At 61.2% G+C, this 25,906-nt stretch carries 22 protein-coding genes; 11 read left to right on the plus strand and 11 right to left on the minus strand.

Going from position 1 to position 25,906, the window contains the following annotated elements; genetic code table 11:
- Positions 1 to 3 precede the first annotated feature (3 nt).
- The 3 genes from ACP3TE_RS01900 to ACP3TE_RS01910 all read right to left on the minus strand — a co-directional run bounded on the left by ACP3TE_RS01900 (position 4) and on the right by ACP3TE_RS01910 (position 2,359).
- Positions 4 to 1,374 (minus strand): M16 family metallopeptidase, encoded by a 1,371-nt coding sequence (locus tag ACP3TE_RS01900; protein ID WP_332487865.1) that lies wholly within the window; start codon positions 1,372 to 1,374, stop codon positions 4 to 6.
- A 177-nt stretch (positions 1,375 to 1,551) separates the two neighbouring features.
- A complete protein-coding gene (locus ACP3TE_RS01905; protein WP_426735039.1) occupies positions 1,552 to 1,728 on the minus strand; it encodes a hypothetical protein in 177 nt (58 codons plus the stop codon).
- A 139-nt stretch (positions 1,729 to 1,867) separates the two neighbouring features.
- Entirely contained in the window at positions 1,868 to 2,359 is a 492-nt protein-coding gene (locus tag ACP3TE_RS01910; protein WP_105661860.1) for an S-ribosylhomocysteine lyase, read from the minus strand.
- 122 nt (positions 2,360 to 2,481) lie between these two features.
- Between ACP3TE_RS01910 and ACP3TE_RS01915 the strand changes: the two genes are divergently transcribed.
- Complete coding sequence (locus ACP3TE_RS01915) at positions 2,482 to 3,042, plus strand: purine-nucleoside phosphorylase (RefSeq protein WP_426735041.1); 561 nt, start codon at positions 2,482 to 2,484, stop codon at positions 3,040 to 3,042.
- Positions 3,043 to 3,116: 74 nt separating this feature from the next.
- The gene (locus tag ACP3TE_RS01920; protein ID WP_426735043.1) at positions 3,117 to 3,989 is read left to right on the plus strand and encodes a PaaX family transcriptional regulator; all 873 of its coding nucleotides are present in this window, start codon (positions 3,117 to 3,119) and stop codon (positions 3,987 to 3,989) included.
- 73 nt (positions 3,990 to 4,062) lie between these two features.
- On the opposite strand, the gene ACP3TE_RS01925 is transcribed toward ACP3TE_RS01920, so the two are convergent.
- Positions 4,063 to 4,482, minus strand: a complete 420-nt coding sequence (locus ACP3TE_RS01925) for a RidA family protein (protein ID WP_426735045.1) — start codon at positions 4,480 to 4,482, stop codon at positions 4,063 to 4,065.
- A gap of 145 nt (positions 4,483 to 4,627) precedes the next feature.
- Here ACP3TE_RS01925 and ACP3TE_RS01930 point away from each other — a divergent pair, with 145 nt between their 5' ends.
- The 6 genes from ACP3TE_RS01930 to ACP3TE_RS01955 all read left to right on the plus strand — a co-directional run bounded on the left by ACP3TE_RS01930 (position 4,628) and on the right by ACP3TE_RS01955 (position 12,643).
- Positions 4,628 to 5,488, plus strand: a complete 861-nt coding sequence (locus tag ACP3TE_RS01930) for a fumarylacetoacetate hydrolase family protein (protein ID WP_426735047.1) — start codon at positions 4,628 to 4,630, stop codon at positions 5,486 to 5,488.
- A 41-nt stretch (positions 5,489 to 5,529) separates the two neighbouring features.
- Positions 5,530 to 6,012, plus strand: a complete 483-nt coding sequence (locus ACP3TE_RS01935) for a cupin domain-containing protein (RefSeq protein WP_332499025.1) — start codon at positions 5,530 to 5,532, stop codon at positions 6,010 to 6,012.
- A complete protein-coding gene (locus ACP3TE_RS01940) occupies positions 6,009 to 6,899 on the plus strand; it encodes an acyl-CoA thioesterase (RefSeq protein WP_426735050.1) in 891 nt (296 codons plus the stop codon). The genes ACP3TE_RS01935 and ACP3TE_RS01940 overlap by 4 nt, the downstream gene beginning before the upstream one ends.
- Positions 6,900 to 6,933: 34 nt before the next feature.
- On the plus strand, positions 6,934 to 8,565 hold the full coding sequence (locus ACP3TE_RS01945) for an AMP-binding protein (protein ID WP_426735052.1): 1,632 nt from the start codon (positions 6,934 to 6,936) through the stop codon (positions 8,563 to 8,565).
- A gap of 63 nt (positions 8,566 to 8,628) precedes the next feature.
- Positions 8,629 to 11,025 (plus strand): bifunctional salicylyl-CoA 5-hydroxylase/oxidoreductase, encoded by a 2,397-nt coding sequence (locus ACP3TE_RS01950; RefSeq protein WP_388023925.1) that lies wholly within the window; start codon positions 8,629 to 8,631, stop codon positions 11,023 to 11,025.
- A 256-nt stretch (positions 11,026 to 11,281) separates the two neighbouring features.
- Positions 11,282 to 12,643 (plus strand): amino acid permease, encoded by a 1,362-nt coding sequence (locus tag ACP3TE_RS01955; protein ID WP_426736169.1) that lies wholly within the window; start codon positions 11,282 to 11,284, stop codon positions 12,641 to 12,643.
- Here ACP3TE_RS01955 and ACP3TE_RS01960 read toward each other — a convergent pair.
- The 3 genes from ACP3TE_RS01960 to ACP3TE_RS01970 form a co-directional block, all read right to left on the minus strand.
- Positions 12,617 to 14,269 carry a thiamine pyrophosphate-binding protein gene (locus ACP3TE_RS01960; protein ID WP_332595227.1) on the minus strand — a complete coding sequence of 551 codons (1,653 nt, stop codon included), beginning with the start codon at positions 14,267 to 14,269 and terminating at the stop codon, positions 12,617 to 12,619. The genes ACP3TE_RS01955 and ACP3TE_RS01960 overlap by 27 nt on opposite strands.
- The gene (locus tag ACP3TE_RS01965) at positions 14,266 to 15,081 is read right to left on the minus strand and encodes a cyclase family protein (protein WP_426735054.1); all 816 of its coding nucleotides are present in this window, start codon (positions 15,079 to 15,081) and stop codon (positions 14,266 to 14,268) included. The genes ACP3TE_RS01960 and ACP3TE_RS01965 overlap by 4 nt, the downstream gene beginning before the upstream one ends.
- Positions 15,082 to 15,290: 209 nt before the next feature.
- The gene (locus ACP3TE_RS01970; protein ID WP_426735056.1) at positions 15,291 to 15,770 is read right to left on the minus strand and encodes an acyl-CoA thioesterase; all 480 of its coding nucleotides are present in this window, start codon (positions 15,768 to 15,770) and stop codon (positions 15,291 to 15,293) included.
- A gap of 113 nt (positions 15,771 to 15,883) precedes the next feature.
- Between ACP3TE_RS01970 and ACP3TE_RS01975 the strand changes: the two genes are divergently transcribed.
- Positions 15,884 to 17,227 (plus strand): MFS transporter, encoded by a 1,344-nt coding sequence (locus ACP3TE_RS01975; protein WP_426735058.1) that lies wholly within the window; start codon positions 15,884 to 15,886, stop codon positions 17,225 to 17,227.
- A 391-nt stretch (positions 17,228 to 17,618) separates the two neighbouring features.
- Here ACP3TE_RS01975 and ACP3TE_RS01980 read toward each other — a convergent pair whose 3' ends face one another.
- Together ACP3TE_RS01980 and ACP3TE_RS01985 are read right to left on the minus strand one after the other, a co-directional pair.
- Entirely contained in the window at positions 17,619 to 19,094 is a 1,476-nt protein-coding gene (locus ACP3TE_RS01980) for an MFS transporter (protein WP_105658206.1), read from the minus strand.
- Entirely contained in the window at positions 19,091 to 20,125 is a 1,035-nt protein-coding gene (locus ACP3TE_RS01985; protein ID WP_105658207.1) for an MBL fold metallo-hydrolase, read from the minus strand. Before ACP3TE_RS01985 ends, ACP3TE_RS01980 begins: the two co-directional genes overlap by 4 nt.
- A gap of 227 nt (positions 20,126 to 20,352) precedes the next feature.
- Here ACP3TE_RS01985 and ACP3TE_RS01990 point away from each other — a divergent pair, with 227 nt between their 5' ends.
- Together ACP3TE_RS01990 and ACP3TE_RS01995 are read left to right on the plus strand one after the other, a co-directional pair.
- Positions 20,353 to 20,841 (plus strand): cupin domain-containing protein, encoded by a 489-nt coding sequence (locus tag ACP3TE_RS01990; RefSeq protein WP_105658208.1) that lies wholly within the window; start codon positions 20,353 to 20,355, stop codon positions 20,839 to 20,841.
- 73 nt (positions 20,842 to 20,914) lie between these two features.
- Positions 20,915 to 21,658, plus strand: coding sequence for an alpha/beta hydrolase (locus ACP3TE_RS01995; RefSeq protein WP_181148899.1), 744 nt, complete (start codon positions 20,915 to 20,917; stop codon positions 21,656 to 21,658).
- Here the strand turns inward: ACP3TE_RS01995 and ACP3TE_RS02000 are convergent.
- Entirely contained in the window at positions 21,635 to 22,516 is an 882-nt protein-coding gene (locus tag ACP3TE_RS02000) for a PaaX family transcriptional regulator (RefSeq protein WP_426735062.1), read from the minus strand. The two genes, ACP3TE_RS01995 and ACP3TE_RS02000, sit on opposite strands and share 24 nt — an antisense overlap.
- Positions 22,517 to 23,136: 620 nt before the next feature.
- Positions 23,137 to 25,368 (minus strand): polyribonucleotide nucleotidyltransferase, encoded by a 2,232-nt coding sequence (locus tag ACP3TE_RS02005; protein WP_105658211.1) that lies wholly within the window; start codon positions 25,366 to 25,368, stop codon positions 23,137 to 23,139.
- Between the last annotated feature and the right edge of the window lie 538 nt (positions 25,369 to 25,906).

Below are 25,906 nucleotides of genomic sequence, written 5' to 3' on the forward strand. Positions count from 1 at the left end.
GCTCTAGAGGCCCAAGTCGGCTTCACTTTCAAACGGTCCCACCACGGTGATCACTCGATCCTTGGAGGCCAGTTCCTGGGCCAGATCCTGAACTTCCTGGGCCGTGACGGCATTGACGCGAGACAATGCTTCGTCGATGTCCTGGAATTCTCCGGTAATCATTTCTGCCCGGCCCAAACGGGACATGCGGCTTCCTGGATCCTCCAGTGCCAGCACCGTTCCACCAGATAGCTGGCCCTTGGCCTGCGCCAATTCAGTTTCGGTGATGCCGTCCTTGGCCAACCGATCAAGCTCGGCCCCCAGCAGCCCGATAACCTGAGCAGCCTTAGCCGGGGCGCAGCCCGCGTACATGCCAAAGTAGCCGGCATCGGTGTAGGCGGCGGAGAAGGAGTAGGTCGAGTACACCAGTCCACGCTTCTCGCGAATTTCCTGGAACAACCTTGAGCTCATGCCGCCGCCGAGAACAGCGTTCAGCACTGCGAGAACCTGACGGCGGTCATCATGTCCGGTGATGCCGGAGCATCCCATGATGATGTTGGCTTGCTCGCCCGGACGGTTGATTACTTCCAGCCCGGCCTTCGAAGTGATCTGCGCTGGTTCACCCATGCGGCGTGGTTCTGGCACAGCCATCGGGTCCAGTTCCCAGCCTGCTTCGGTCAGCGCCTTGAGAAGCAGCTCGCACAGCTTGTCGTGCTCCAGGGATCCGGCGGCAGTAACAATCAACTCGCTTGGGCGGTAGTGCGCACGATAGTGCTCCATGACTGCCTCGCGGGAGATCTCCATGATCTCTTCAGGAGTTCCTCCAATGGGACGTCCCAATGGGTGATCGCCCAAGACATTGGCAACGAACCGCTCGTGGGCGACATCCATCGCGTCATCTGCATCCATGGCCAGCTCTTCGATGATCACCCCGCGTTCCTGTTCCAATTCCTGCGGGTCGATAACTGCAGAGGTAACCATGTCGGCGATGACCTCAAGGGCCATTGGCAGCTCCGTGTCCAGGACGCGGGCGTAATAGCAGGTCGATTCCTTGGCGGTGGCTGCGTTTGATTCGCCGCCCACGGCATCGAAGGACTGGGCGATTTCCAAGGCAGTGCGCTTGGCAGTGCCCTTGAACAGCAGGTGCTCCAGGAAGTGCGTGGAGCCGAAGTGCCCTGATTCCTCGTCGCGGGAACCGACCGGTACCCAGAAGCCCACTGTGGTGGACCGCTGTCCGGGCATCGCTTCTGTCAGGACTCGTACGCCACCGGGCAGGATGCTGCGCCGGACTTCAGAGCCGCCTTCGCCTCGGTGGACCAACGTCGGGTCCGCCGGGTCAATCGGAGAAAACTGCGTGGTCTCCACCGAATGCAACGGCAATGGAATCATGGCCACGAATATACGTCCTTAAGTCGTCGAGAATAGCCATTTCAAGCTAAGTACACTGTCTTTCATTCTCCCATAGAACCGCGGTTTGAAAGCAATAGCTCAGTGGTGACGGAGCCATCACATTCTGGGAAATTACGCGATCGGACCGGGCCTGCGCAAATACGCTCCAGCTAGGTCAGCGGACTACGTTGCGTCAAGATATCCGCGCTGCTCTGCGTCAGCACACACTGGGGTCTGCAGCTCCGGGTCGCTAGATGCGCCGGCAAGATAAACAGTGTTCACCGCATCGGAATTCACGCATCCACTGATTGCTGGTGCCGTGGCGCCTAGTGCCGCGGCCAAGAAGCGAACTTTGCGCATAGCGTCCTTGCTGCCGACGGGACGCTGCGAATCTGCGTTTTGACGGCCAGCGTTTCCACGTGGCGAAGGGACGGCTAAACAAGAAAATCCCGCACGTTCCAAATGGAACACGCGGGATTTCCAGATCTCAAGCTATAGCCTAGGCAAGCTTGGAACGATCGAATGCATCAAGGCTGATGCCCTGCTCCAGGACGACCTTGGCCCACTCGCGAGCCGAGTGCAGGGAATGGTCGCGGTAGTTGCCACAGCTCACGGCTTCGGTTCCTGGAACATCTTCCCAGGTAACCTTCTCCGCGATATCCTCCAGCGAGCTCTTGATGGCAGCGGCGACGACCTCGGGGGTTGGCTCGCCCCACAAGATCATATGGAAGCCGGTGCGGCAGCCAAATGGGGAGAAATCGATCAGGCCATCGATGCGGGTACGCAGCAGACCAGCCATGGTGTGCTCGATGGTGTGCAAACCTGCCGTTGGAATCTCACCGTGGTTTGGCTGCACTAAACGGATGTCGTAATTGGAGATGGCATCTCCCTTGGGACCGTGCTCAACCCCGATCTTGCGCACATACGGCGCCTTGACCTTGGTGTGGTCCAGTGCAAAGCTTTCAACTTCAGCAAGTTCAATATCACTCATATGCAAAGTCTATCTGCTCACCATCTGGCGAATCGAGACCTTATCGCAGGAGGTAACCGATAGACTTCTTAGGACGTTTCGGGGCAGCAATCCCCGAACCGATTTCTTTAGAGGGGAAGTTCATGTCAGACCAGAAGTCCTTGCTCGTCTTTGCGCATGCAGACGAAGCCGTAGCCTTTGCAGATGTAGAGCACCTGATTTCTGGTGTTGGCAAGGTCAATGCGTCGGTAGCCTTGGCTGGCGCGCTTGCTGAAGGCAACATCGAAAACGTCGTCGTGCTTGGCACCGCTGGCGTTGTTGGCCATGCCGGTGAAGACCGCCCGAGCTTGGACACCATTTACCAGATCACCAAACTGATCCAGCATGATTTCCCGCTGCCATCGGCAGATGTGGATCCTACCGGTGCCATCCTTCTTCCTGATCTCCAGGTCACCATGGCTACCGGCGATGTGTTCGTCTCGAATGACGAGCAGCGTATCCACATCAACTCCTTGGGCGCCTCGTTGGTCGATATGGAGGGCTACGCCTACGCAAGCATTTGCCAGCGCTTCAACGTGCCGCTGCAGATCTTCAAGATCCCTTCCGATTACGCGGATGATTCGGCGTCGATCGACGAATGGGATGACATCGCCAAGCAGAAGAGCGTCCAGCTGCGCGAGTTCTACGACAAGCACCTGGGGTAGCAGGCTGCCGTCGGGACCTTCCACCGAAGGTTGGCACTAGAATCGGTACACCAGTTTCGAACGGAGAATGTTCCATGACAGCGCAGGCAAAACCACACGTCAGTGCAGCAGAGCTCTCCATGCCCCGCCACCACCAGCTGATCGTTTCGCTTTTCGGAATGCATGCCCGACAGCACGGCGGTGCCCTGCAAGTGGCAGCAATCATTTCCCTGATGCAGGATGTGGGAGTCGAGCCCGCGGGCACTCGTTCTTCGATTTCCCGGTTGAAGAAGCGCGGCATCATCGAAAGCGTGCAAGTCCGCGGTCGCAACGGATATACGTTGTCCGAATCTGTGCTGACCACTTTCGCCGAAGGCGACGAGCGGATTTTCCATCCACGCCGCGCAACGGCAGAAGACCGCTGGCTGTTGGCAACCTTCACGGTCCCCGAAACCCAGCGCAACATCCGGCACAAGATCCGTTCCGCCCTGGTGCGCATGGGCTTCGGTTCGGTGGTCCCCGGACTCTGGATAGCCCCGGAACACGCCAAGGACCCGGCCCTGGCCTACTTCGCGCGCCATGGCTTGGACCAATACTTCGAGTTCTTCCTGGCCGAGCACATCGGCGGCGCGCAGCTGCGCGAGAACCTGGATTCCTGGTGGGATCTAGGGACCTTGGAGGCAATGTACTCCGAATTCCTGAAGGAGAACCAGGGACGGCTGGAATTCTGGAAGGAACACGCCGGCACGCAGCATAGCCCGGAGGTCGATGCCCAAGGCTTCGCGGACCACCTGATCCTGCTCACCCAGTGGCGCCGCTTCCCCTATTCCGATCCCGGGCTGCCGGCCGAGCTGCTCCCGGAGAATTGGCACGCGCTGAAAGCCGAAGCTCTGTTCATGGACCTGCATACGCTGCTGTCCCCACTGGCTTCCCGGCATGTGCAGCGGGTGATCGGCGAGCAACGCTGATCCTTGCACCTAGACCGATAGAAACAGGGCTGCGAAACCAATTGGTTTCGCAGCCCTGTTCCGCGTCTTGGGGCTAGCGGCGGTCTTGGATGACGGCAACGCCCTGGATTTCGATCAAGGCTTCCTGCTGCCACAGGCGGCTGACCCCGATCCCTGCCATTGCAGGATATTCCGATCCGGCCATTTCCCGCCACAGGCGCCCGATTTCCCTGCCATGGGCCATGTAATCATCCACATCGGTGAGGTAGATGGTCACGCTGGTCAGATCCTCCGGGCGGCCGCCGGCTTCAACCAAGGTGGTCAGCACGTTTGAGAAGGCCTGCTTGAACTGTTCCACGATGCCGCCGGGCACGATGTTCATGTCCTTGTCCAGGGCGGTCTGCCCGCCGAGGTAGACCGTGTCCCCCGCCTTGATCCCGTGGGCATAGCCAGAGGGCTTCGCCATGGATGCCGGGTTGATTGTCTCGTTGCGATGCAGCTTGGTCTCAGTCATTTCCTACTCCTTGTACCGGGTGCATGAAATTTGCCCCAATTGGCTCTAGCGCCATCTTTGTGATGCGTGCTACATTGAGTTTACGTGACGGCGGTAAAAAAGTCGACACATAGATTTTCGCCCAACCGACAAGGGGAACCCACCCATGAAACTCGCAACGATCAGCGCCGGAGGGAAGAACTTGGCCGCAATCCAGACCGAGCGGGGCTACTTGCCCCTGCCGGCTGGCGATCTCAACGAGTTCCTCAAGCACCGGGACTGGAAAGCCATCGCATCCAAGGTCCTGGAATCCGGCGCCTTAAGCGAGCTCGTCCCCTCGGATCAAGCACGACTACTCAACCCGTTGCCAGCGCCGGCCAAGGTGATCTGCTGCGGGCTGAACTACAGTGATCACATCCTGGAAATGGGACGAGAACTGCCTGATTACCCCACGCTGTTCGCCAAGTACGCCGATACCCTGGCTGATCCCGATGCCGAGATATGCAGTGCTTCCTCATCCAATGTGGATTGGGAAGCTGAACTGGCAGTGGTGCTCGGATCAGACGCATCTTCGGCATCCCTGGAGGAAGCCCAGGCCGCGATAGCCGGGTACACAGTAGCCAACGACATCTCGATGCGCGACTGGCAGCGCCGGACCTTGCAGTGGTTCCAGGGCAAGGCCTTCGACGGCACTACTCCCCTAGGCCCCGTGCTGGCCACGGCAGATGAGATCGACCCGGTCGCCGGGGCGGAAGTCATTTGCCGCATCAACGGCCAGGAAGTCCAACGCGGAAACACCTCGACGCTGGTGTTCTCCGCGGCGCGGCTGGTCAGCTACATTTCCGAATTCACCACCTTGCGTGCCGGGGACATCGTGCTGACCGGAACCCCCGGCGGAGTCGGCATGGGCATGGCCCCACCGCGTTTCCTCGCCGACGGGGACCGGCTCGAAACCGAAATCCCGGGCATCGGCATCCTGTCCAACAGATTCCGGCTCCGGGTCAACAGCCCGGCCCTATCCCAATGACCTGCAGCAATATCCCGCTATCGAAAATGAAGGAGCACACCATGACCGAAACACCCATGACCTACCGCACCGAAGGCGACAATTCGATCTATGCCTCCGAAAACGGCCAGGTCGTCCCCGTAGTCACCCGAGCAGGATCCGAGGACACCAATACCGCCCAGTCCGGGGACTGCATCCGCGTCTCGGGCGTCAGCATCCAGCACACGCCCGCCACCAAGATCTGGTTCGGCCAGGTCTCCAATGTCCCGGGCTACCGTTCCCTCCCCCACCACCATGGTGAAGCGGAAACCGGCGGCTACGTGCTGCGCGGACACGGCCGGATCTACTACGGCGAGAACTACGAGCAGTACGCCGACATGAAGGCCGGCGACTGGGTCTTCGTCCCACCGTTCATGCCCCATGTCGAGGCCAACATGTCGGTCACCGAGGAGCTGGTGTGGCTCACTGCCCGGACCCCGGAGAATATCGTGGTCAATCTCGCTGATGTCGCTGACGAAACCTTGGAAGGATACCGCCGAGCATGAGCACCACAGCATTGTCCGCCCAGGTCTTCCTGGATGCCATCAACCTGGCCGAATGCGCTGCGGAGGTCTTCGACCAGGCGTTCACCGCCATCCCTCAGTACGTGCCCTGGCCCAAGGCCTACGGTGGCGACATGGTTGCCCAGGGTGCCCTTTCGCTGATGAAGTCGGTGGGTGCCGACCGCAGCCTGCACTCCATGCACTCCTACTTCCTGCGGCCAGTGGATATGCACCAGCCGGTCCGCTACGAGGTGGAGCACCTGCGCGATGGCCGCGGCTATTCCACCCGCCAGGTGCGCGCCTTCCAGAACGGCAAGCCGGTCTACTGCGCGCTAGGCTCTTTCCACGTTCCGGAAGACGGGGCCGAATTCGCGCTCGATGCCCCCGGCGCTTCGCTGGATCTGGATCCGCAGTCCCTGGCCAGCGCCGCCGAGGCCCTGCAGGGCGTGGAGGGCGACGCCGCCAAGTACTGGGCCGGCGGCCGCAGCTTCGACATGCGCCATGTTCCCGAAGCCATCTACCTTCCCGGCGAGCGCGAAAAGTCCGGCAGCCAAGCGGTCTGGATCCGAGCCTTCTCACCGTTGCCCGATGATGCGGTGATTCAGAAGGCGGCCTTGGCCTATGTCTGCGATTACACCATCCTGGAGCCGATCATGCGCGGCCTCGGGCTGAGCTGGGGCGATGAGGGCCTGGTGACCGCCAGCTTGGACCATTCCATGTGGTTCCATCGCGAGGGGCGCATGGACGACTGGGTGCTTTACGCTCAGGAAGCCATTTCGAGCCAGGACAACCGCGGACTGGCCATCGGGCGCTTCTATGCCCGCGATGGCAAGCTGCTGGCCACCGTAGCCCAAGAAGGAATGATCCGCCCCGGGCGGAACGCCAACTAGGACTTCCCACCGAACCTGCCAACGGAGTTGCCTTATGGAACTTTCACCTTCTGCACATGTCGATAGCTTTACCCGCGACCATCTTCCATCCCCCGAATTGTGGCCGACGCTGGAATTCACCTTGCCCGAGCTGCAGTACCCGGACCGGCTCAATGCCGCCGAAGTGCTGATCGACCAGTCCGTCGAGAAGTTCGGCGCCCAGCGCACGGCGCTGCTGGCCCCGGATGGCACCAGCCTGAGCTACGGGCAGCTGCTCAAGCGGGCCAACCAGGTAGCCCAGGTGCTGGTCGAGGACTATGGCTTGGTGCCGGGCAACCGGGTAATGCTGCGCGGTCCGAACAACGCATGGCTGGTAGCTTGCTGGCTCGGAGTGATCAAGGCCGGCGGTGTTGTGGTCACCACGATGGCTGCCCTGCGCGCTGCGGAAATCTCCAAGCTGGCCACGCTGACCGGCCCGGTGGCGCTAATCACCGACCACCGCTTCGCCGAGGACGCGCTCAAGGCCAGCGGCGGCGGCTATCCGGTCATCAGCTACGGCGGCACGTCCCGCGACGATCTGGCCCAGCAGGCAGCAGGCAAATCCGGCGAATTCACCGCGGTGGCCACAGCCGCAGATGATGTGGCATTGCTGGGACCGACTTCGGGAACCACTGGCGTCCCTAAGATCACCATGCATTTCCACCGGGACATCCTGGCCAATGCGGACACTTTTGCCCGCTACATCCTGGAACCCACCAAGGACGATGTCTTCGCCGGTTCCCCGCCGCTGGCTTTCACCTTCGGACTGGGCGGGCTAGTGGTCTTCCCCTTCCGCTTCGGCGCCAGCTCGCTGCTGACCGAACGCGCCACCCCGGTTCAATTGGCCGAGCAGTCCCACGCGGCCGGGGCAACCATCCTGTTCACCGCCCCCACCGCCTACCGGGCCATCTTGAAGAACGGCAAGGCCGACCTGCTCAGGCCCCTGCGCGTGGCGGTCTCCGCCGGCGAGCACCTGCCTGCCGACACCTGGCACCAGGTCAGGGAGGCAACCGGGCTGGAACTGGTCAACGGCATCGGTTCCACCGAAATGCTGCACGTGTTCGTCTCCGCCGCCGGCAAGGACATCAAGCCGGGAACCACAGGCAAGGCCATTCCCGGTTTCCGCGCCACGGTGCTGGATGCCGAGGGCAACGAAGCCGCGGCCAACGAGCCGGGGCGCCTGGCGGTTATCGGGCCGACCGGCTGCCGCTATCTCGATGACCCGAGGCAGCGCAATTACGTCGAAAGCGGCTGGAACATCACCGGGGACATCTTCTCCCGGGACGAGGACGGTTTCTTCACCTACCAGGCGCGCAGCGACAACATGATCGTCTCTTCCGGATATAACATCGGCGGCCCGGAAGTCGAGCAAGCCCTGGACCAGCATCCCGATGTGCTGGAAAACGCGGTGGTCGCCCGCCCGGATCCGAACCGCGGATCAATCGTCTGCGCGTTCGTGGTTCTGGTCGAAGGCGCCGAAGCCGATGAGGCGAAGGCCAAGGAATTGCAGGACTTCGTCAAAGCCACGATTGCCCCGTACAAGTACCCGCGGGAAATCCGCTTTGTCACCGAGCTGCCTCGAAATCCCAGCGGCAAGCTGCAGCATTTCAAGCTGCGCGAGGCCTTCAACGGCTCCCCGGTCGCATAAACTCCCCAGATATTTTTCGGGCCCCGGCCCAATCGCCCTCCGGGGCTGATGAAAGGACACACCATGAAGATTGCAGTTATCGGCGGCGGCCCTGGCGGCCTGTACTTCGCGGCTCTGATGAAGCAGCTGGATGAGAACCACGATGTCACCGTGTGGGAACGCAATGCCGCATCGGACACCTTCGGCTTCGGCGTGGTGTTCTCCGATGAGACCCTGGGCGGCATCGGCAACGCCGATCCGGTGGTGGCCGAATACATGTCCCGGCGCTTCGCCCGCTGGAGCGATATCGACATCCACTTCCGCGGCCAGATGCACACCGTGGGCGGCCAGGGCTTCGCGGCCATGAGCCGCAAGGAACTGCTCCAGCTGCTGCAGCGCCGCTGCATCGAACTGGGCGTGGATGTGCGCTTCTCCACCGTTGCCCCGGATGTGGAGCAGCTGGCGGACGAGTACGACCTGGTGCTGGCCGCTGACGGGCTGAACTCCGCGGTGCGAACCAAGTACGCGGACTCCTTCAAGCCCTCCCTTGATCCGCGGACCTCGAAGTACATGTGGCTGGGCACCGACCAGGTCTTCGAGGCCTTCAAGTTCTTTGTCAAGGAAACCGATGCCGGAACCATGCAGATCCACGGCTACCCGTACTCGGACGAGGGTTCGACCTTCATCGTGGAAATGCACGAAGACGTCTGGCGTGCGGCCGGATTCGACGAGACCGAGGACGAGGTCTTCGGCCCGGGCGTGAGCGACCAGAAGTCGGTGGACAAGGTGGCCGGGATCTTCGCCGAGGAACTGGCCGGATACCAGGTGCTGACTAACAACTCCAAGTGGATCAACTTCACCACGGTGCGCAACGAGAACTGGCGCCATGGGAACATCGTCCTGCTGGGCGATGCCGCGCACACTGCCCACTTCTCCATCGGCTCGGGCACCAAGCTGGCCATGGAGGACGCTCTGGCCCTGGCTGCCTGCCTGCATGAGCATGCCGAGGTTGATTCGGCGCTGGCCGCCTACGAGACCGAGCGCCGCCCAGTGGTCGAATCCACCCAGCGCGCGGCCCAGGCCTCGCTGGAATGGTTCGAGAACATCGGGCAGTACAAGGACCAGGACCCGGTGCAGTTCTGCTTCAACTTGCTCACCCGCTCCCGGCGCATCACCTACGAGAACCTGAAGCTGCGGGATACCGGATTCGCTCAGCAGGTCGATGAGAACTTCGCCCGGCTCAACGCTTCGCCTTCCGTTGCACCGGCGATGTTCCAGCCGCATAGGCTCGGCAACACCGAGCTGGCCAACCGCGTGGTGGTTTCGTCCATGGACATGTACTCGGCCACCGACGGGGTGCCCGGGGACTTCCACCTGGTCCATCTGGGCTCCAAGGCCATGGGAGGGGCCGGGCTGGTGATGACCGAAATGGTCTGCGTTTCCGATATCGGCCGCATCACCCCGGGCTGCACTGGCCTGTACACCGATGAGCAGGCCGCTGCCTGGAAGCGCGTGACCGACTACGTGCACGGAAATTCGAACGCCAAGATCGGCGCCCAGCTCGGCCACTCGGGTCGCAAGGGCTCGACGAAGCTGATGTGGGAAGGCATCGACCAGCCGCTGCAAGAAGGCAACTGGGATGTGCTCGCCCCCAGCGCACTGCCCTATGGCGAAGGCTGCCATGTGCCGGTGGAAATGGACCGTGCGCAGATGGACGAGGTGCGCGAGCAGTTCGCCGCCGCAGCACGCCGCGCCGATGAGGCAGGATTCGACGTGCTGGAAGTGCATATGGCCCACGGCTACTTGCTCTCTTCCTTCCTTTCGCCGCTGTCCAATCAGCGCACCGACGAATACGGCGGAGGCTTGGAGAACCGGCTGCGCTACCCGCTTGAGGTCCTGGATGCGGTCCGCGAAGCATGGCCGGCAAGCAAGACCATCGGCGTGCGCATCTCGGCTACCGACTGGTCGCCAGGCGGGAATACCGAAGAAGATGCCGTGGACATCGCCCGGGCCTTCATCGCCCACGGCGCCCAGTTCATCGATGTCTCGTCGGGGCAGATCGTGAAGGACGAGAAGCCGGCTTTCGGGCGCAGCTACCAGACGCCATTCGCCGACAGGATCCGCAACCAGGTCGCCGCCGAGGCAGGGGTCTCGGTGATCGCGGTGGGTGCGGTGTCCTCCTACGACGACGTGAACTCGATCCTGCTGGCAGGCCGCGCGGATCTGGTGGCGCTGGGACGCACCCACCTGTACAACCCGCAGTGGACCTTGCAGGCAGCCGCCGAGCAGGACTATACCGGTGACGGCGCCACCTGGCCGCTGCCTTTCAAGGCCGGACGCCGCAAGCCGCCCGCCGCCCGCACCGACGCGGTCCGCCCGCGGCTCTCGCTGGTTCGGGAAGCCGAGGAGCAGGAACAAACGCACCTGCGCTGGATTCCGGCCAGGAAATCCGAAACCTCCAATTTGGTAACCAGCGCTTAGCTGTTGCTGCCAGCCGCAGGATTGGCGGCCCAGTTTGGGCTGCCGATCCTGCGGCTTTTTGCCGGGCACGGGAACCGCTTGGCGGCTCGGCTCGGATCCCAAATCGGCCACCAAACCACCTTTGGATAATTCAATGAAATCTTCCCTGGATCAAATCGCACAGCGAGAAGCCGGCCTGTCGAAGGAGCTAACTTCGCGCCAGCTGAGCATGATTGCGCTTGGCGGCGCCATCGGCGGGTAGATCGCCGTGCTGCTCATGGGGGCGTTGGCCGAGATGATCCTGGCGCACCCGACGACCGGCTCCTTCGGCGCCTTCGCCGAGCACTACATCAACCCATTCACCGGGTTCCTGCTCAAATACCTGTACTGGTCCTGCCTCGTACTGGCCGTAGGCACCGAAATCACGGCGGTGGGCGGCTGCATGCGAATGTGGTTCCCGGATTTGCCCGCAGTGGTGTGGATCATCGGCCTATCGGCCTTGCTGATCGGGGTGAATATGTTCAATGTCAAAGCCTTCGGAACACTGGAATACTGGTTCTCCGCCACCAAGGAATTCGCTATTGCCGCGTTCATCCTGCTTGCTGCCTATCTGGTCTTCGGCCAGAGGGGCAATGATTTCGGATTCCAGAACTACACCGCGGAATCCGGATTCTTCATGGGCGGGGCCCAAGGTGTCTGGTTTGCCGTTGTCGTGGCGATCTTCTCCTACCTGAGCATCGAAATGATCGCCGTCGCAGCCGGTGAGGCAAAAGATCCCGAAGTCGCAGCGAAGAAGGCCTTCAAGGTGACCTTGTTCAGGCTCTTCCTCTTCTGCATCCTGACCCTGTCGCTGATCCTTGCCATCGCACCGGTCAGCGAGATCCTCGAAGGCGACAGCCCGTTCGTCACGGTGATGCAGGTGATCGGCATTCCGTTTGCCGATTCCACTCTCCATTTCGTGGTCATCATCGCCGCGCTCTCCGCCATGAACTCGCAGCTGTACATCTCCACGCGAATGATGTTCTCTCTATCCCGCGGCGGGCAGGCTCCGAGCAGCTTGGGTAAGTTGAAGAAGAACGGCGCGCCGGTCAACGCCCTGCTGCTCTCGGCTGGCGGAATCGCCGTGGCCGCCATCATCTACGCATCGAATCCAGAATCCGGTTTCACAATAATGATGGCGCTGTCGATGTTCGGCGCAATGATGGCCTGGATGCTGATCTTCATCACGCACTTGTTCTTCCGCCGTTCCCATCGGCGCAGTGCAGCACCGCTTAAATACCGCCTGCCGTACTATCCCGCTGGATCCGCGGCCGGGGCGCAGCTGATGGCCGCGTTGCTGGTCACGACCTTGTTCACCGAGCAATTCTCCATGACGTTGCTGTTCGGCATTCCCTTCGCCTTGACCGTCTCTGCCCTGTACTTCCTGATGCGCAAGCGCATGAAGCTGGCACAGGCAGGTCCAGGCACCGGGAATGAGGAGACTGGCGGCTCAAGCCAGCCGCGCGAGCCTGAAAAGATCAGCGACGCCTTGAAGGTGCAAGCGAGCCCCGGCGCAGCGCACCATGCGCCGCACCGGGGCCACCCACCAGCAATCGCGGTTCCAGGGGCTGGGCTAGTGCCCCTTGAATGCCTCCGCTAGCCACCACGCACCGCCGTCCGAAGCGATCTTCGCGTCGATGACCAGCGGCCCCGTGGGATCCGAGCCGAGCCAGCTGGCTACCGCGTCAAGATCCTCCAGCTTGCGCACCGTGATGCCATCGGCTCCGAAACCGCGGCCGATGGCTGCGAAATCGGTGTCAGGGAAGGTCACCGAGTCCATATTCGGTGCCGTACCCGTATCGCCGAAATGATGTACCTCCGCCCCGTAGGCGGCATCGTTGTAGACGATGCACACCATTGGCAGCTTCAGCCGAACCGCGGTATCCAGTTCGGCGATGGCCATGTGGAATCCGCCGTCTCCGGTGCCGAGCACCGGCAAGCGCCCGGGCTGCGCCAAAGCCGCTCCGATGGCCGTGTAGAGCCCCAGGCCGATCGCCTGGAACGCCTGGGTAAAGCAGAAACCGTGCTCGTCTGGAACGGCGAGAAACTGGCTCGGGTATCCCATGAAGTTGCCCGAGTCCACGCTGACGATGCGCTCGGCCGGCAGCAGCTCATCCAGCGACTTGGTCAGAGTTCGCGGATCGATGCGGTCGTCTGTGGACAGGTCCCGGTAGGCTACCTGACTCCAGTTGGCCCCCTCGGCGATCTGCTGGCTCACCGCGGAGGTGCGGTAGCCTTCGCGCGCCGGCATCTTCTGCGCTTCCAGATATTCCAGCGCATCGCGTGCGCTTTGCGCCGAGTCGCCGATCACGCCCAAGTCGATGCGCCGGTTCGCCCCCAGGGCGGACTCTTCCAGGTCCACCTGCACTACCTTGGTGCCCTCGGAAATGAGCCGACCGTGGCGCATGGTCCACATGTTCAGCGCGCAGCCAAAGCCCACAATCAGATCTGCTCCAGCAATCAATTCGGCGGCCAGCGGCGACGAGAACCCGCCGGAGATCCCGAGACTGAATTCCTCGTCGTTGAACAGGCCCTTGGCCACCGCCGAGGTCGCCACCAGCGCCCCGCTGTGCCGGGCAAGCGCCAGGATTTCGGCCTTGGCCCCGCGTCCGCCGCGCCCTGCGACGAACACCGGGCGCCGGGCATTTTCGATGAGTACCGCCAGCGCTCGCACCGCGGCACGCGAGGGGCGGACCGGCTCCGCCGGAACCACCTCGGCTGCCACCGGGGATTCCGGAGCTTCGAGCCCTTGGATGTTCAATGGCAGGTTCAGTACAACCGTCCGCCGGTCGTTCACTGCTCTGCGGTAGGCGCGAACTGTATCGGCCACTGCCGTGCGGGCGCTGTGGATTCGTTCGGAGACGGCGTAGACGGAGGTTGAGAAGGAGCCCTGGTCCATGGCGAAGTTCGAATACACGGCGCTCGGGGCGGCTTCGGCGGCCAGCACGATCATCGGGGTGCGTGACTTGGCGGCTTCTCCAATGCCGGTGGCCGCGTTGGTCAGGCCGCACCCCTGGTGCACCGAGACCACGCCGATCTGGCCGCTGGTCCGTGAGTAGGCATCGGCCATCGTTGCTGCGCCGCCCTCATGCCGCGCTGCGGTATATGGCACCCCGTTGGCAATCAGTGCATTCGTGACATCGAAGTTCCCGCTTCCCACCACGCCGAAAGCGTGCCCTACGCCCAAGTTTGCCAGCGTCTTGCCGACCAGTTCAGCAACGTTCACGATTGTGCCTCCATTTTCTTGGTGTTTTGGGGCGCTAATGCCAGCACCCGGGTCGGTGCGCCGGTACCGCCAACTATGGGCAGAGGGGCAACCACTAGCATCGCTCCGAACACGGGCAGCTTGTCCAAGTTCTTCAGCGAGGTGATCCCGTATTTGTCTGCACCGAGCAGGAAGTAATGCATGGGGAATGGCGGCTCCAGTGCTCCGGCATTGCCGGAATCGATCCCCACCGTTTCCACGCCGATGCCGGAAATGTCCAGCTTCTCGGCGATGTATCTGGCGCACTCCGCAGTAAACCCGGGAGTATGCGATCCGGTGGCATCGACATTCAGGAAAGCTGTCTTGTCATCACCGTATTGCTCCCATCCGGTGCGGAAAAGCAGCCACGCGTTGGAAGGAAACCGCCGATATTCCGATTGCCACGTTTCCAAATGGTGCACATCGATGAGAACATCCGGATCATCTGCTGCTAAGGATCTGAAGTCCAACACGACGGCCGGACCTACCAGGCGTTGCGGATCAATCTGCGACACGTCCTTGCCCCCTCGTCCCGAAATCCAGTGGATCGGCGCATCTATATGCGTTCCGATGTGCTCACCAGTATGGATATTGTGGTGCTTCCAGTATGGTCCGGGCTCGTTGTAGGCCGAGACCTCTTCGAGACTGAAATCAATGAGGTTCGAGAACGGATCGGGCAGTACTAAGGTTGGAGTCCTGTCCGACAGCGGGGCAGTCAGGTCATGGACTTGGACAGTCCCGGAGGCCAGAGCGGACAATATCGCGCTCGTGCAAGTTTCTTCGGCAGCAGGCATTGTTTCTCCTTGGGCAGAGACGGTCCAGGACACATTCCGACGATAGAGAGATCCTGACGGTCGTCACATTCGCGGAATTAGCTTCAATCTACCAGCACCACCTCTGCTAGCCAACAGGCCACCCGAAGGAGAACCAGGGGCGAAGACCTAGTTCCGCAAATCTGGCTCGCGCATATATCCACCAGCTCGCACGGGGCGCGGTGCCGCGCTCAGGAACCAGCATCAATGCCAGCGAGGATTTCACGGGGCCAGGGGGCAGGTGACTCACCGCCAACTGGAACGCACACTGTCACGAAACGGCCTTCAGCGGCCAGCGCGAACCCGCGCCCTTGGTGCGCACTCCCCCAGACCTTGAATCCGAATGACATCGAACTGGCCCCGACCTTCTCCACGCGAATCGCGGTGGTCACCGCTTGGCCGAAATACAGCTTGGCCCGATAGTCGACCTCATGGCGGACTCGTGGCGAGATGGTGAAGTAGGACTCCGCGCCAGCCTCGCGAAACAGTTTGGCTTCGGCCGCCTCGACGAAGCGCAAGATGGCTGAATTATGATGATGCCCCGCAGCATCGGTATCAACCCATTCAATGGTTCGCTCCAACGCCGTTCCTGCGATTCCCGACGCGATGAAGTCTGCGGCGAGCTGCTGCAACAACTGCCCGGATTCGTCCATTCCCGCGAATGCAGGCATCAAGATCCCCCTAAATAAAAAGTGTATAGCTATTGTAACGCACGTCACTTTAACGTGATAATCCTATTGGTGTTCCAAGAACTCCGCCCTACCCACACAAGGAGATTGAACAAATGCCGAAATCCCCCGCAGCCGCGGATTGGAAAATCCCCAAACGAACCACCTCAATGGTGCTCTTCGCCTGCTGGCTGGCCATCCTGGCCGAAGGCTACGACGTCGGCGTGCTCGGTGCAGTGCTCCCGGCATTGGCCGAATACAAGGAATGGTCGCTGAGTCCCATGGAGCTCGGCGGCCTCGGAGCCTACGCGTTGGTGGGCATGCTCTTCGGCGCACTGTTCATCGGCACGCTCAGCGACATCATCGGCCGTAAGCGCATGCTCCTGCTGGCCATGCTAGTCTTCACAATCACCCAAGCCGGTGCCGCGCTAGCTCCTACTCCCGAGATATTCGGCCTCTTCAGGCTGATCGGCGGACTGGGTATGGGCGGCATCATCCCGGTGGCCGCCGCGCTGACCATCGAGTATTCGCCACCCAAGAAACGCTCACTTAACTACGGCATCATGTACTCAGGCTATTCCCTGGGAATCGTCGCCGCTGCCTTGGTCGCTATGTCGCTTCTGCCCGCGATAGGTTGGCGCGGGGTTATCGCGGTGGGCGCATTACCTGTAGTTCTACTTCCCTTAGTTGCCTGGATGCTTCCCGAATCCCTTGAATATCTGGTATCCAAGGGGCGGATCAGCGAAGCCAAAGCACTGGCCGCCCGGCACAGCATCCCCGATTACGAGCCCGTGGCGCCACCGGTTCGCTCCGGCAAGGCCCCCTGGCGCCAGGTCATGGCTTCCATGTTCTCCGCAACGTACTTGCGATCAACCATCTTCTTCTGGATCTCGCTATTCTGCGGCATGGTCCTGGTCTACGGCTTGAATACCTGGCTGCCGCAGATCATGCGCAGCGCAGGGTACAACCTCGGTTCCTCGCTAACATTCCTGCTGGTCTTCTCCCTCGCCTCAGCCGCCGGCGGACTGGCCCTGGGCTTCCTCGCCGACAAGTACGGGCAGAAGACCATTCTGGTGATTTTCTACCTGCTCGGTGCGGGAGGCATCCTCCTGCTGATGTTCCCCAATACTATGCTGGTCAATCTGTTCTTCGTGGCCTTCGCCGGCATCGGCTCGATTTCCACGTCGCTGGTTCTCACCGGATACATTGCCGATTACTACCCGGCCGCGCAGCGCGGCACGGCCACGGGCTGGGCATTGTCCTTCGCCCGCATCGGCGCCATCTCCGGCCCCATCATCGGCGGCTGGATCGCGGCTTCGGGCATCAGCTTCGAGTTCAATTTCGTATTCTTCGCCATCGTCGGCGTAGTCGCCGCCATTTCCGTGGCGATGATTCCACCACGCATCAAACCAGATGCCGCCCGATCTGCCGAGGCCAAACAGGCCTTCGCGTCCGATTAGCCTTGGCTCTGCGCACCTTCCAGCACGAACGTCCCGAACCGTGGCACACCGCGCACAGCGGTGTGCCACGGTTTTATCCTTTTCCAGCACCCCCGGGCCTGCCAAGAGTCTGCTTGCCGGCAAGATCGCACTTGCGAAATGCAAGTGCGCTGGCACCGGGGAAACGATGGCCGGGTGGAATGCAAAGGGATTTTCCAAAAGGCGAAACAGCCATGCAGGCATTGCAGCGCATTCCATGAATGCCTGCCCTGAGTGCGGCCATGCTTCCTGCGCCATCACTCCCACCGGCATCCATAGGAGCTAGGCCGCGGATCGCCATGTGCAGCAGAATCCCATCGGCCGTTGCGACTTGGCCGATGGGATCCTGCAGCTCGATCCGGGGCGATCTTGGCTAGCCGGTGAACGTGAAGCTGGTCTGCAGCTTGCGCGCTGTCCGGTCCGGATTGAGCATCAAGACGCAGAAGATGCCAACAACAACCAGGTAGATTCCGATCATCCCGAATGAGGCATTCATGCCCTGAGCCAGCAACTCGGCCATCTCCGCCGAGTCAGCCACGCCCTTAGGGCTGGGAATATAGCCCGCGCTGTCCATCAGGCCACCGACCATTGCGGGAGCGACCACGCCGCCCACCGAAGCCAGTCCAGTGAGCGTGGCCATGAGGGCCGCGCGCTGCCTGGAGCAGACGCTGAAGGCGATTGCCGTGGGAGCCAAGGGATAGATCATTGCCGTACCGGCACCGAGAGTCAGCATCGCCACGGCGGCGTAGCCGGAGAGGAAGGGCAGGATCGAGAAGCAGACCCCGGAAATCAGCAACGTTGCGCCGAACAGGGCGCCCATGGCCCAGCGAACCGTCACGCCGCGCTTCATCAAGTAGCGGGAGCCGAAGCCCAAAACCAGCAGCGCGATAGCGCCGATCACCCAGGGGAAGGTGGAGACCAAACCGATCATTTCCGGTGTCAGGGCAACGACGGATCCCAGATATTTCGGGGACCACGTGGTCAAGAAACCCTGCGCCCAGAAGCAGCCGGCACCTGCGAGCACCGCTGCCACGAACATCCACGAGCCCAGGACTCGTCGAATCGGCACGATTTTCAGCAGATCGGAGGAATCCGCAATGCTCCCCTTGCCCTGCAGGTCGAATTCGGCGACCGGTTCCGGTTTCTGCCCAGCCTGCTGCTGGTCCTCCGCCAACGAGATGGCACCGGCTTTCGCCTGTGCCTTGCCCGCCGTGGAATGGCTGTACGGGCCGTCGCGGCCCAGAAGCAGCCACGCTACGCTCCAGAGCAGCCCGAAGATCCCCAGGAAACCGAAGGCCCAGCGCCAGCCCAGGGCCGGGTTGGCGATGATCCATGCAAGGGCAGGAGCCGCGAGGATCGGCCCCAGGGTTGAACCGGCAGCGATGACGCTGCTGGGCAGCCCACGTTCCTTCGCATTGAACCAGCCGTGGGCATGCTGCAGCGAAATGGGGGTCGCCGGCCCCTCGGCTCCACCCAGCAGGATGCGTGTGACCAGCAGGATTGCCGCGCCTCCGCCGAAGAGCATCGGGAACTGCAGGACTGCCCAGGCAATGCCCATGGTCAGCAAGATCCAGCGGGTGGATACCTTTCCGGCCAGGAAGCCGACAATAACGCCGACAATGGCGAAGAGGAAGAAGAAGGCGCTGCCGATGAAGCCGAACTGACCGGCAGTCAACCCGAGTTCGCGCATGGCGGGATCAGCCACGAGCCCCAGGACAGCTTTGTCGGCGAAGTTCACGATCTGGAAGAGTACCAGCATGCCGGTCACCATCCAGGCGCGCCGGTTCATTTTGCCGTTGGCAATGGCCGCACGCAAAGTGTGGTCCGCGAGATTCTGTGTCGTACTCATACCAAGCTCCCCTTGGAATCGGCCGCGGAGAGTTCCAGCGCCGCCGGGCCGATGCTGAAGACGTCATTGTCCTCGGCGATGGATACATTCCCCGCGAAATCACCGCGTGCGGTCTCCAGCATAGCTTCCAGATCAGCGGCACCGGGGGTGTTGGGAACGATGTGATGCAGCACCAGCGCGCCGACTTCGGCTTTCGCGGCGACCTTGCCCACCTCGCTGTACGGCGTGTGCGATTCACGCAAATGCACTTCGATGCCATCGCGCGTCGGGCCGTCCGGGAATGTCGCCAGGATGCCAGGCAGATCGATGACCTCATGCAGCAGCAAGTCAGCTCCGCGGGCGAGCCTGATGCAGTTCTCGGAGTAGGCGGTGTCTCCGGAGACCACGACGGAACCGTAGCGCGAGTCGATCCGGAAGGCGAATGCCGGGAAGCACAAGCGGTGGTCGACCAGAATCGCGGAGATCGCCACCAGCTCATCTCGGTAGATCTCAAAGGGCTCCATTTCCGGGTGGCGGTTTTCAACTGCGCAGGCCCCGGATGCCTCGGGGATCTGGATGTTCTGCGACTGGATCCATTCGTGGGGTTCGTCGCGGCCTTCATCGGCCATGCGGATCAACACGTCGGAGGAGAAGACCTTGTCCAGCAGCGCATCGACGATTTCTTCGGTGCTGGTCATTTCCCGCTCGGCGACGCGCGAAGCGATCTGCTGCTCGTGCTCCGGGCCAAGGGCGGGGATGCGATTGGGACGTCCAGGGCCGAAAACTTGGATAGGCCGGGCGAAAGACTCCCCCGGGACCTGCCACCCGGTCACCAGATAGGCGCCGAGATCGTAGATGTGGTCCGAGTGGTGATGGGTCAGCAGCACCGCGCGCAATTCGCCCCATTCGGCATGCGACCGGTAATTGCGGATGCTTCCCATGCCGCAGTCAATCACGTAGGTTGCCCCATCGACCCTAATCGCCGTGCTGGTGCCAGCACGGGAACTGGAAACGATCGGGCCGCCTCCGGTGCCAAGCGTGTAGACGCTCATTCCTTTTACCTGAGTGGTATTCACATTGGTGCCTTACTCGTAGAGTGCAGCAACGGGTCCCATCGACCGCGATGCGTGAATTGCGAGGGTAGTGAAGAGTCCGGCAGCATAGGCCGAAGTGATAGAAATCATATACACCGAATTTTGCGATCGCAAGACCTATTGCATATCTAATGTGATTCATGCCATGCTGGACGCACCAGCCATCTACCCGCTAAGGAGTCATCATGGAACAGCAGCAAGGCCAAGAAATCATTCTGGGCGATCTGCCCAAGGGCATAACTTTGGCCAGTGAATCAATGGGCAACAAGACGTGGAATGTCCTCGGCCACACCTATCTCTCCAAGGTCGAGAGTTCCAGCAGCTTTGCATGGCTTTCCCTTGATCCCACTGGAACCGGTGTGCCTCCGCACGTGCACCCTAAGCAAGATGAGCACATTTACATAATGGAAGGCACTTACACCCTGTACCTGGACGGCGAATGGTTCAAGGCCGGGCCTGGCGATACCGTCCGCATGCCCATGGGACTTCCTCACGCCTACTACGTCAAGGATGGCGCACCGGGCAAATCGCTCTTTTGGGTAAGCCCTTCGGGACAACTGTCCACGCTCTTCGATGAGCTTCACAACTTGTCTGACCCGGAGGAAGTTGTCCGCCTCTCAGCACTGCGTGACGTGGACTTCCTGCCACCGGGATCCGTACCCGGCGCAGACTAGCATTGGCAGGAATTACTACGTGGCCGGCAGGGATACTCCTGCCGGCCGCCGCAGGATGGAAGGAAAAAGCGCAGTGCCGCAAAATACGCGAGAGTCCGAGTTGCTCAAGTACGGGGATCATCCCGACCAGCATTTCATCCTGGCGCACCCGTTCAAACAGCCTTCCCTGGGCACTGCGGTCCTGGTCCACGGCGGCTACTGGCGCCAGCGGATCACCGCCAGCGTGATGCAACCGATGGCTGACGATTTGCTGCGCTCTGGCTGGAGCGTGGCCAACGTGGAATACCGGCGCGGTCCGGACCACCCGTGGCCCACCCCATCTTTCGATGTGGCCGCGGCAATCCAGCTCGTGCGCAGCACGTTGCGATACCAGGGCCAATCCGAGGCAGCTATTCTTATCGGACATTCGGTCGGCGGTCAATTGGCGCTGCTGAACTCCAATTTCGCCGATGCCGTGGTAGGCCTCGCTCCAGTCACCGATGCTTCCAAGGTGCATGCAGAATCCCTCGGCGATGGTGCAGCAATGGAATATTTCGGCGATTCTCCGGCCGGGATTCCGGCAATCTACCACGATGCTTCGCCAATCCAGGCCCCACCGCCTTCGGTGCCAACGCTCTTGGTCCACGGGTTCAACGACGACCGGGTACCGCTGGAGCACACGCGGGAATACCTGGATTCCCTGGCCGGACACGTTCTGCCGGAACAAATGATCCACCGGTCGCTGGACCACTTTGAAATCATCGACCCGCAGCAGCATCATTGGCAGGCCGTGCAGACCTGGATGCGGCAGGTACTAGTCGACGCGCGAGCCGAGTAGCCGACTCGCGTATAGCTCCGCATGCGGGGACAACAGCGCGTGCAACGCCAGGAAGGTCTTCTTGGCCTGCGGAGCTTTCCACCCATCAGGCAGGTATTCGAAGGGCAAATTCGGATCCCGATAAGGGAAACGCCGCCAGCGCGTAAGCATCGGAATATAGAAGGCGAAAGCCGCCCGCTCCAGTTCCGAGCGCTGCTCGGCTGACTCGACGGGATCAGCTAGCCGTTGCTGCCACGTTCCTAAGCGTCCGACATACAACTGGAGGAAGTCGGTGTACTGATGGTCCAGTGCTTCAAGATCCCACCATTGGGCAACCTTCTCCCGGATATCGGCAGGGGACATGTAGTCAGCCTTGAAGAACTCGACGTACTTGGACAATCCTCGCGCATCCAAGCGGACCTTAGCCTGCTCGAATGCCAGATGCGGCCCCACGGCCACTCCTCCGGAGACCATCCCGAACCCTAAGCTAGCCAGCTCGGTGCGCAGTTCGTACCGGCGATTCCGCTCGCTCTCGGGTACGGAAAAAATAGCCAGCACCAAGGAGTCCCCGGAGGTTGAACGCGAAGGAGCAAAGATCCGTTGGTCGTCCTTCCGGAAGCTGTCCATAACCTCGGCGGAGAGCTGGTACTGGGATTCGTTCCCTGCGCGTTCGTTAATTAGCACGCCGCGGCTTTTCAACCGTGAAATGGTGGAGCGGATTGCTTGCGACCTGATACCCAAGGCATCGAACATCTCGACGATGATAGAAACAGGGAAAGAGCCACTGGCCGATTCGCCATACAGGCCGTACAGCGTTACCAGCAGATTCTGATGCTGCAGTTTCGTTCCCCCGATATCCACTGGTTCAACGTCCTTCATTTGCGCTACGGCTACTTTTTCTATTCCTCGTTCCTATCCTAGGTGGCCAGCGATCGAATCAGGGGTATCAGCGCCTTCCCGCCTGCGGCTCTGCGCCTGAGCGAACCGGGACGAGTACACTCTGGACACTAGGACCGCTGGTTCAACTCTCCGCAGTCCATCTGACCCAGATGGTTTTATCTGGCTAAGGTCAGTGCTTGCCTCCGCCCAAAGCCAACGTGGCTGGAAAGCGGCAATGGGGTACAGCACGTGTTGTCCGGCGCTAGCTGCGGCCCGCAAGGTACTGGGTATCAGGCTGGCAGCTAGCGCCTGAGAAACTCCACTGAGGTCGTCCGAAAGGGCAGCGCGGCGCAGTGGAAATGCCTTGCGCACAATTTCTCGCGAGGCACTGCAGATGCTTCTTGAATTGGAAGCGTGAGCCCCCGCGATAGGTTCTCTCCGCCAAGCGGCACCCGCTTTGGAACTTGGAGAAGATCTATGAGAGTTCAATTGGCTGCGTCATCAGGTCATGCCTCCAGCCAGGACCGCCAAAGACTTTGGCAGGAACCTGCTCCCGAGCAAGAATAAGCAAAAACCCCGATTCGCCAAGCGAATCGGGGTTTTCAGCAAGAATCTAAAAACTACTCAGCAGCAACTGCTTCTTCAGCTTCTTCCTCGACGACTGGAGCCAGCGACAGCTTGCCACGGTCATCAATCTTGGTGATCTCCACCTGCAGCTTCTGGCCAACGCCGACGACGTCTTCGACGTCCTCGACACGCTTGCCATCGTTGATCTTGCGCAGCTCGGAGATGTGCAGCAGGCCGTCCTTGCCCGGGGTCAGCGAAACGAACGCACCGAAGGTGGTCAGCTTCACGACGGTACCCAGGTAACGCTCGCCGACCTCAGGAACCTGAGGGTTGGCAATAGCGTTGATGGCCGAGCGGGCGGCTTCAGCGGACTCGCCGTTGGTTGCGCCGATCAGCACGGTGCCGTCATCTTCGATCGAGATGTCAGCGCCGGTGTCTTCCTGGATCTGGTTGATCATCTTGCCCTTAGGGCCGATGACCTCGCCGATCTTGTCCACTGGAATCTTCACGGAGATGATTCGTGGAGCGTTGACGTTCAGTTCATCCGGAGCGTCGATAGCCTGGTTCAGAACGTTCAGGATGTGCAGGCGTGCTTCGCGAGCCTGGGTCAGCGCGGCGGCCAGAACCGATGCCGGAATACCATCCAGCTTGGTGTCCAGCTGGATCGCGGTAACGAACTCGGAGGTACCTGCAACCTTGAAGTCCATGTCGCCCATGGCATCTTCGGCACCGAGGATATCGGTCAGGGCAGCGTAACGGGTTTCGCCGTCTACGGTGTCCGAAACCAGGCCCATGGCGATGCCTGCAACGGCAGCCTTCAGTGGCACGCCAGCGTTCAGCAGCGACAGGGTCGATGCGCAAACCGAGCCCATGGAGGTCGAGCCGTTGGAGCCCAATGCCTCGGAGACCTGGCGGATTGCGTATGGGAATTCCTCGCGGCTAGGCAGCACTGGAACCAGTGCGCGCTCAGCCAGTGCGCCATGGCCGATTTCGCGGCGCTTAGGCGAACCAACACGGCCGGTTTCACCGGTCGAGTATGGAGGGAAGTTGTAGTTGTGCATGTAGCGCTTGGTCTTCACCGGCGACAGCGAGTCGATCTGCTGTTCCATCTTCAGCATGTTCAAGGTGGTGACGCCCATGATCTGGGTTTCGCCACGCTCGAAGATTGCCGAACCGTGAACGCGAGGCAGAACCTCGACCTCGGCGGAGAGCTGGCGGATGTCAGCAAGGCCGCGGCCGTCGATGCGGATCTGGTCGGTCAGGATGCGCTGGCGCACGATGTGCTTGGTAACAGCGCCGAATGCCTTGGAGATTTCACCCTCGCGGCCTGCGAAAGCGTTGCCTTCGCCAGCCAGCGATGCAACGATCTCTTCCTTGTATGCGCTGGCAGCGTTGTCGCGCTCCTGCTTGTCAGCGATGGTGTAGATCTCCGTCAAGCGGATCGAAGCAGCAGCCTCGACAGCGGCGAAGGCATCTTCTTCGTAATCGCGGAAGACCGGGAATTCAACGGTTTCCTTGGCAGCGCGAGCAGCCAGGTCGGCCTGGGCCTCGCACAGGACCTTGATGAATGGCTTCGCAGCCTCAAGGCCCTCAGCGACAACCTCTTCGGTTGGAGCCTGGACGCCGCGTTCCTTGATCAGTTCCCAAGCGTTGTCGGTAGCTTCAGCTTCCACCATCATGATGGCAACGTCGTCGCCAGCGATACGGCCGGCAACAACCATGTTGAAGACAGCGTTCTTCAGCTCGGAGTGGCGTGGGAAGGCAACCCACTGTGCGCCGTTTCCGTCATCAACCAGTGCAACGCGAACGCCGCCGATTGGGCCGGAGAATGGCAGACCCGAAAGCTGGGTGGACATCGACGAAGCGTTGATCGCTACGACGTCGTACAGCTCATCTGGCTCGATGGACAGCACGGTGACGACAACCTGGACCTCGTTGCGCAGGCCCTTGACGAAGGCTGGGCGCAGTGGGCGGTCCATCAGGCGGCAAGCCAGGATGGCTTCGGTCGATGGGCGGCCTTCGCGGCGGAAGAAGCTGCCTGGGATGCGGCCGGCTGCGTACATGCGCTCTTCAACGTCCACGGTCAGTGGGAAGAAGTCGAAGCCTTCGCGTGGGTGCTTGCCAGCGGTAGTTGCCGAGAGCAGTGCGGTCTCGTCATCGATGTAGACCATTGCCGAACCTGCAGCCTGCTTGGCAATGCGGCCGGTTTCGAAGCGAATGGTGCGGGTGCCGTAGCGACCGTTGTCGATCTGTGCTTCGGCGAATTGGATTTCTGGACCCTCCATTAAGGGGGTGCTCCTTTCGATCGCTCCCACGTGGTGGATGAGCGAACCGTGTGGCCCTACCCAGATCTGGTCTTCGATCGAGACCCGCGCTGGGGCGCATATTTGCCCTAGCGAAAGTCACTACCGAGGACCGCGAAACTGGCGGTCGGGACCAACGGTCAGTCAGCCCTGGGAGTTATTTTCTTTTGGGGCCCGCATAGAACATGCAGACCCAGGTACTAGCCTACCGGGAATTGGCAAAAGACGCAGTTCTTGGGCGATAGGCGCGTGCCAGCCACTTGCGTCGCTGCCATTCATCGTTTGAGAGCGGCCTTGCAGCCTGGGCAACCAGCGAAGATCATGCGGCGCTGCTGCCCTGGCGATCCCCGGGCGCAACCAGCACGGTGCGCGTTGATCCTCATTTAGGCAGGGAAACCTGCGGAAGGAAATTTTCTCCAGCCGGGATTATTCATAGCCTGTCGATTGTTGTTCTCCATGGGCTTTGCCCTGACGGACCGCGGCAATCGCCGCAGTCCAGAACATTTCCAGTCGCAACCCG

The sequence above is a fragment of the Glutamicibacter sp. 2E12 genome (genome assembly GCF_050030965.1).
Taxonomy (GTDB): Bacteria; Actinomycetota; Actinomycetes; order Actinomycetales; family Micrococcaceae; genus Glutamicibacter.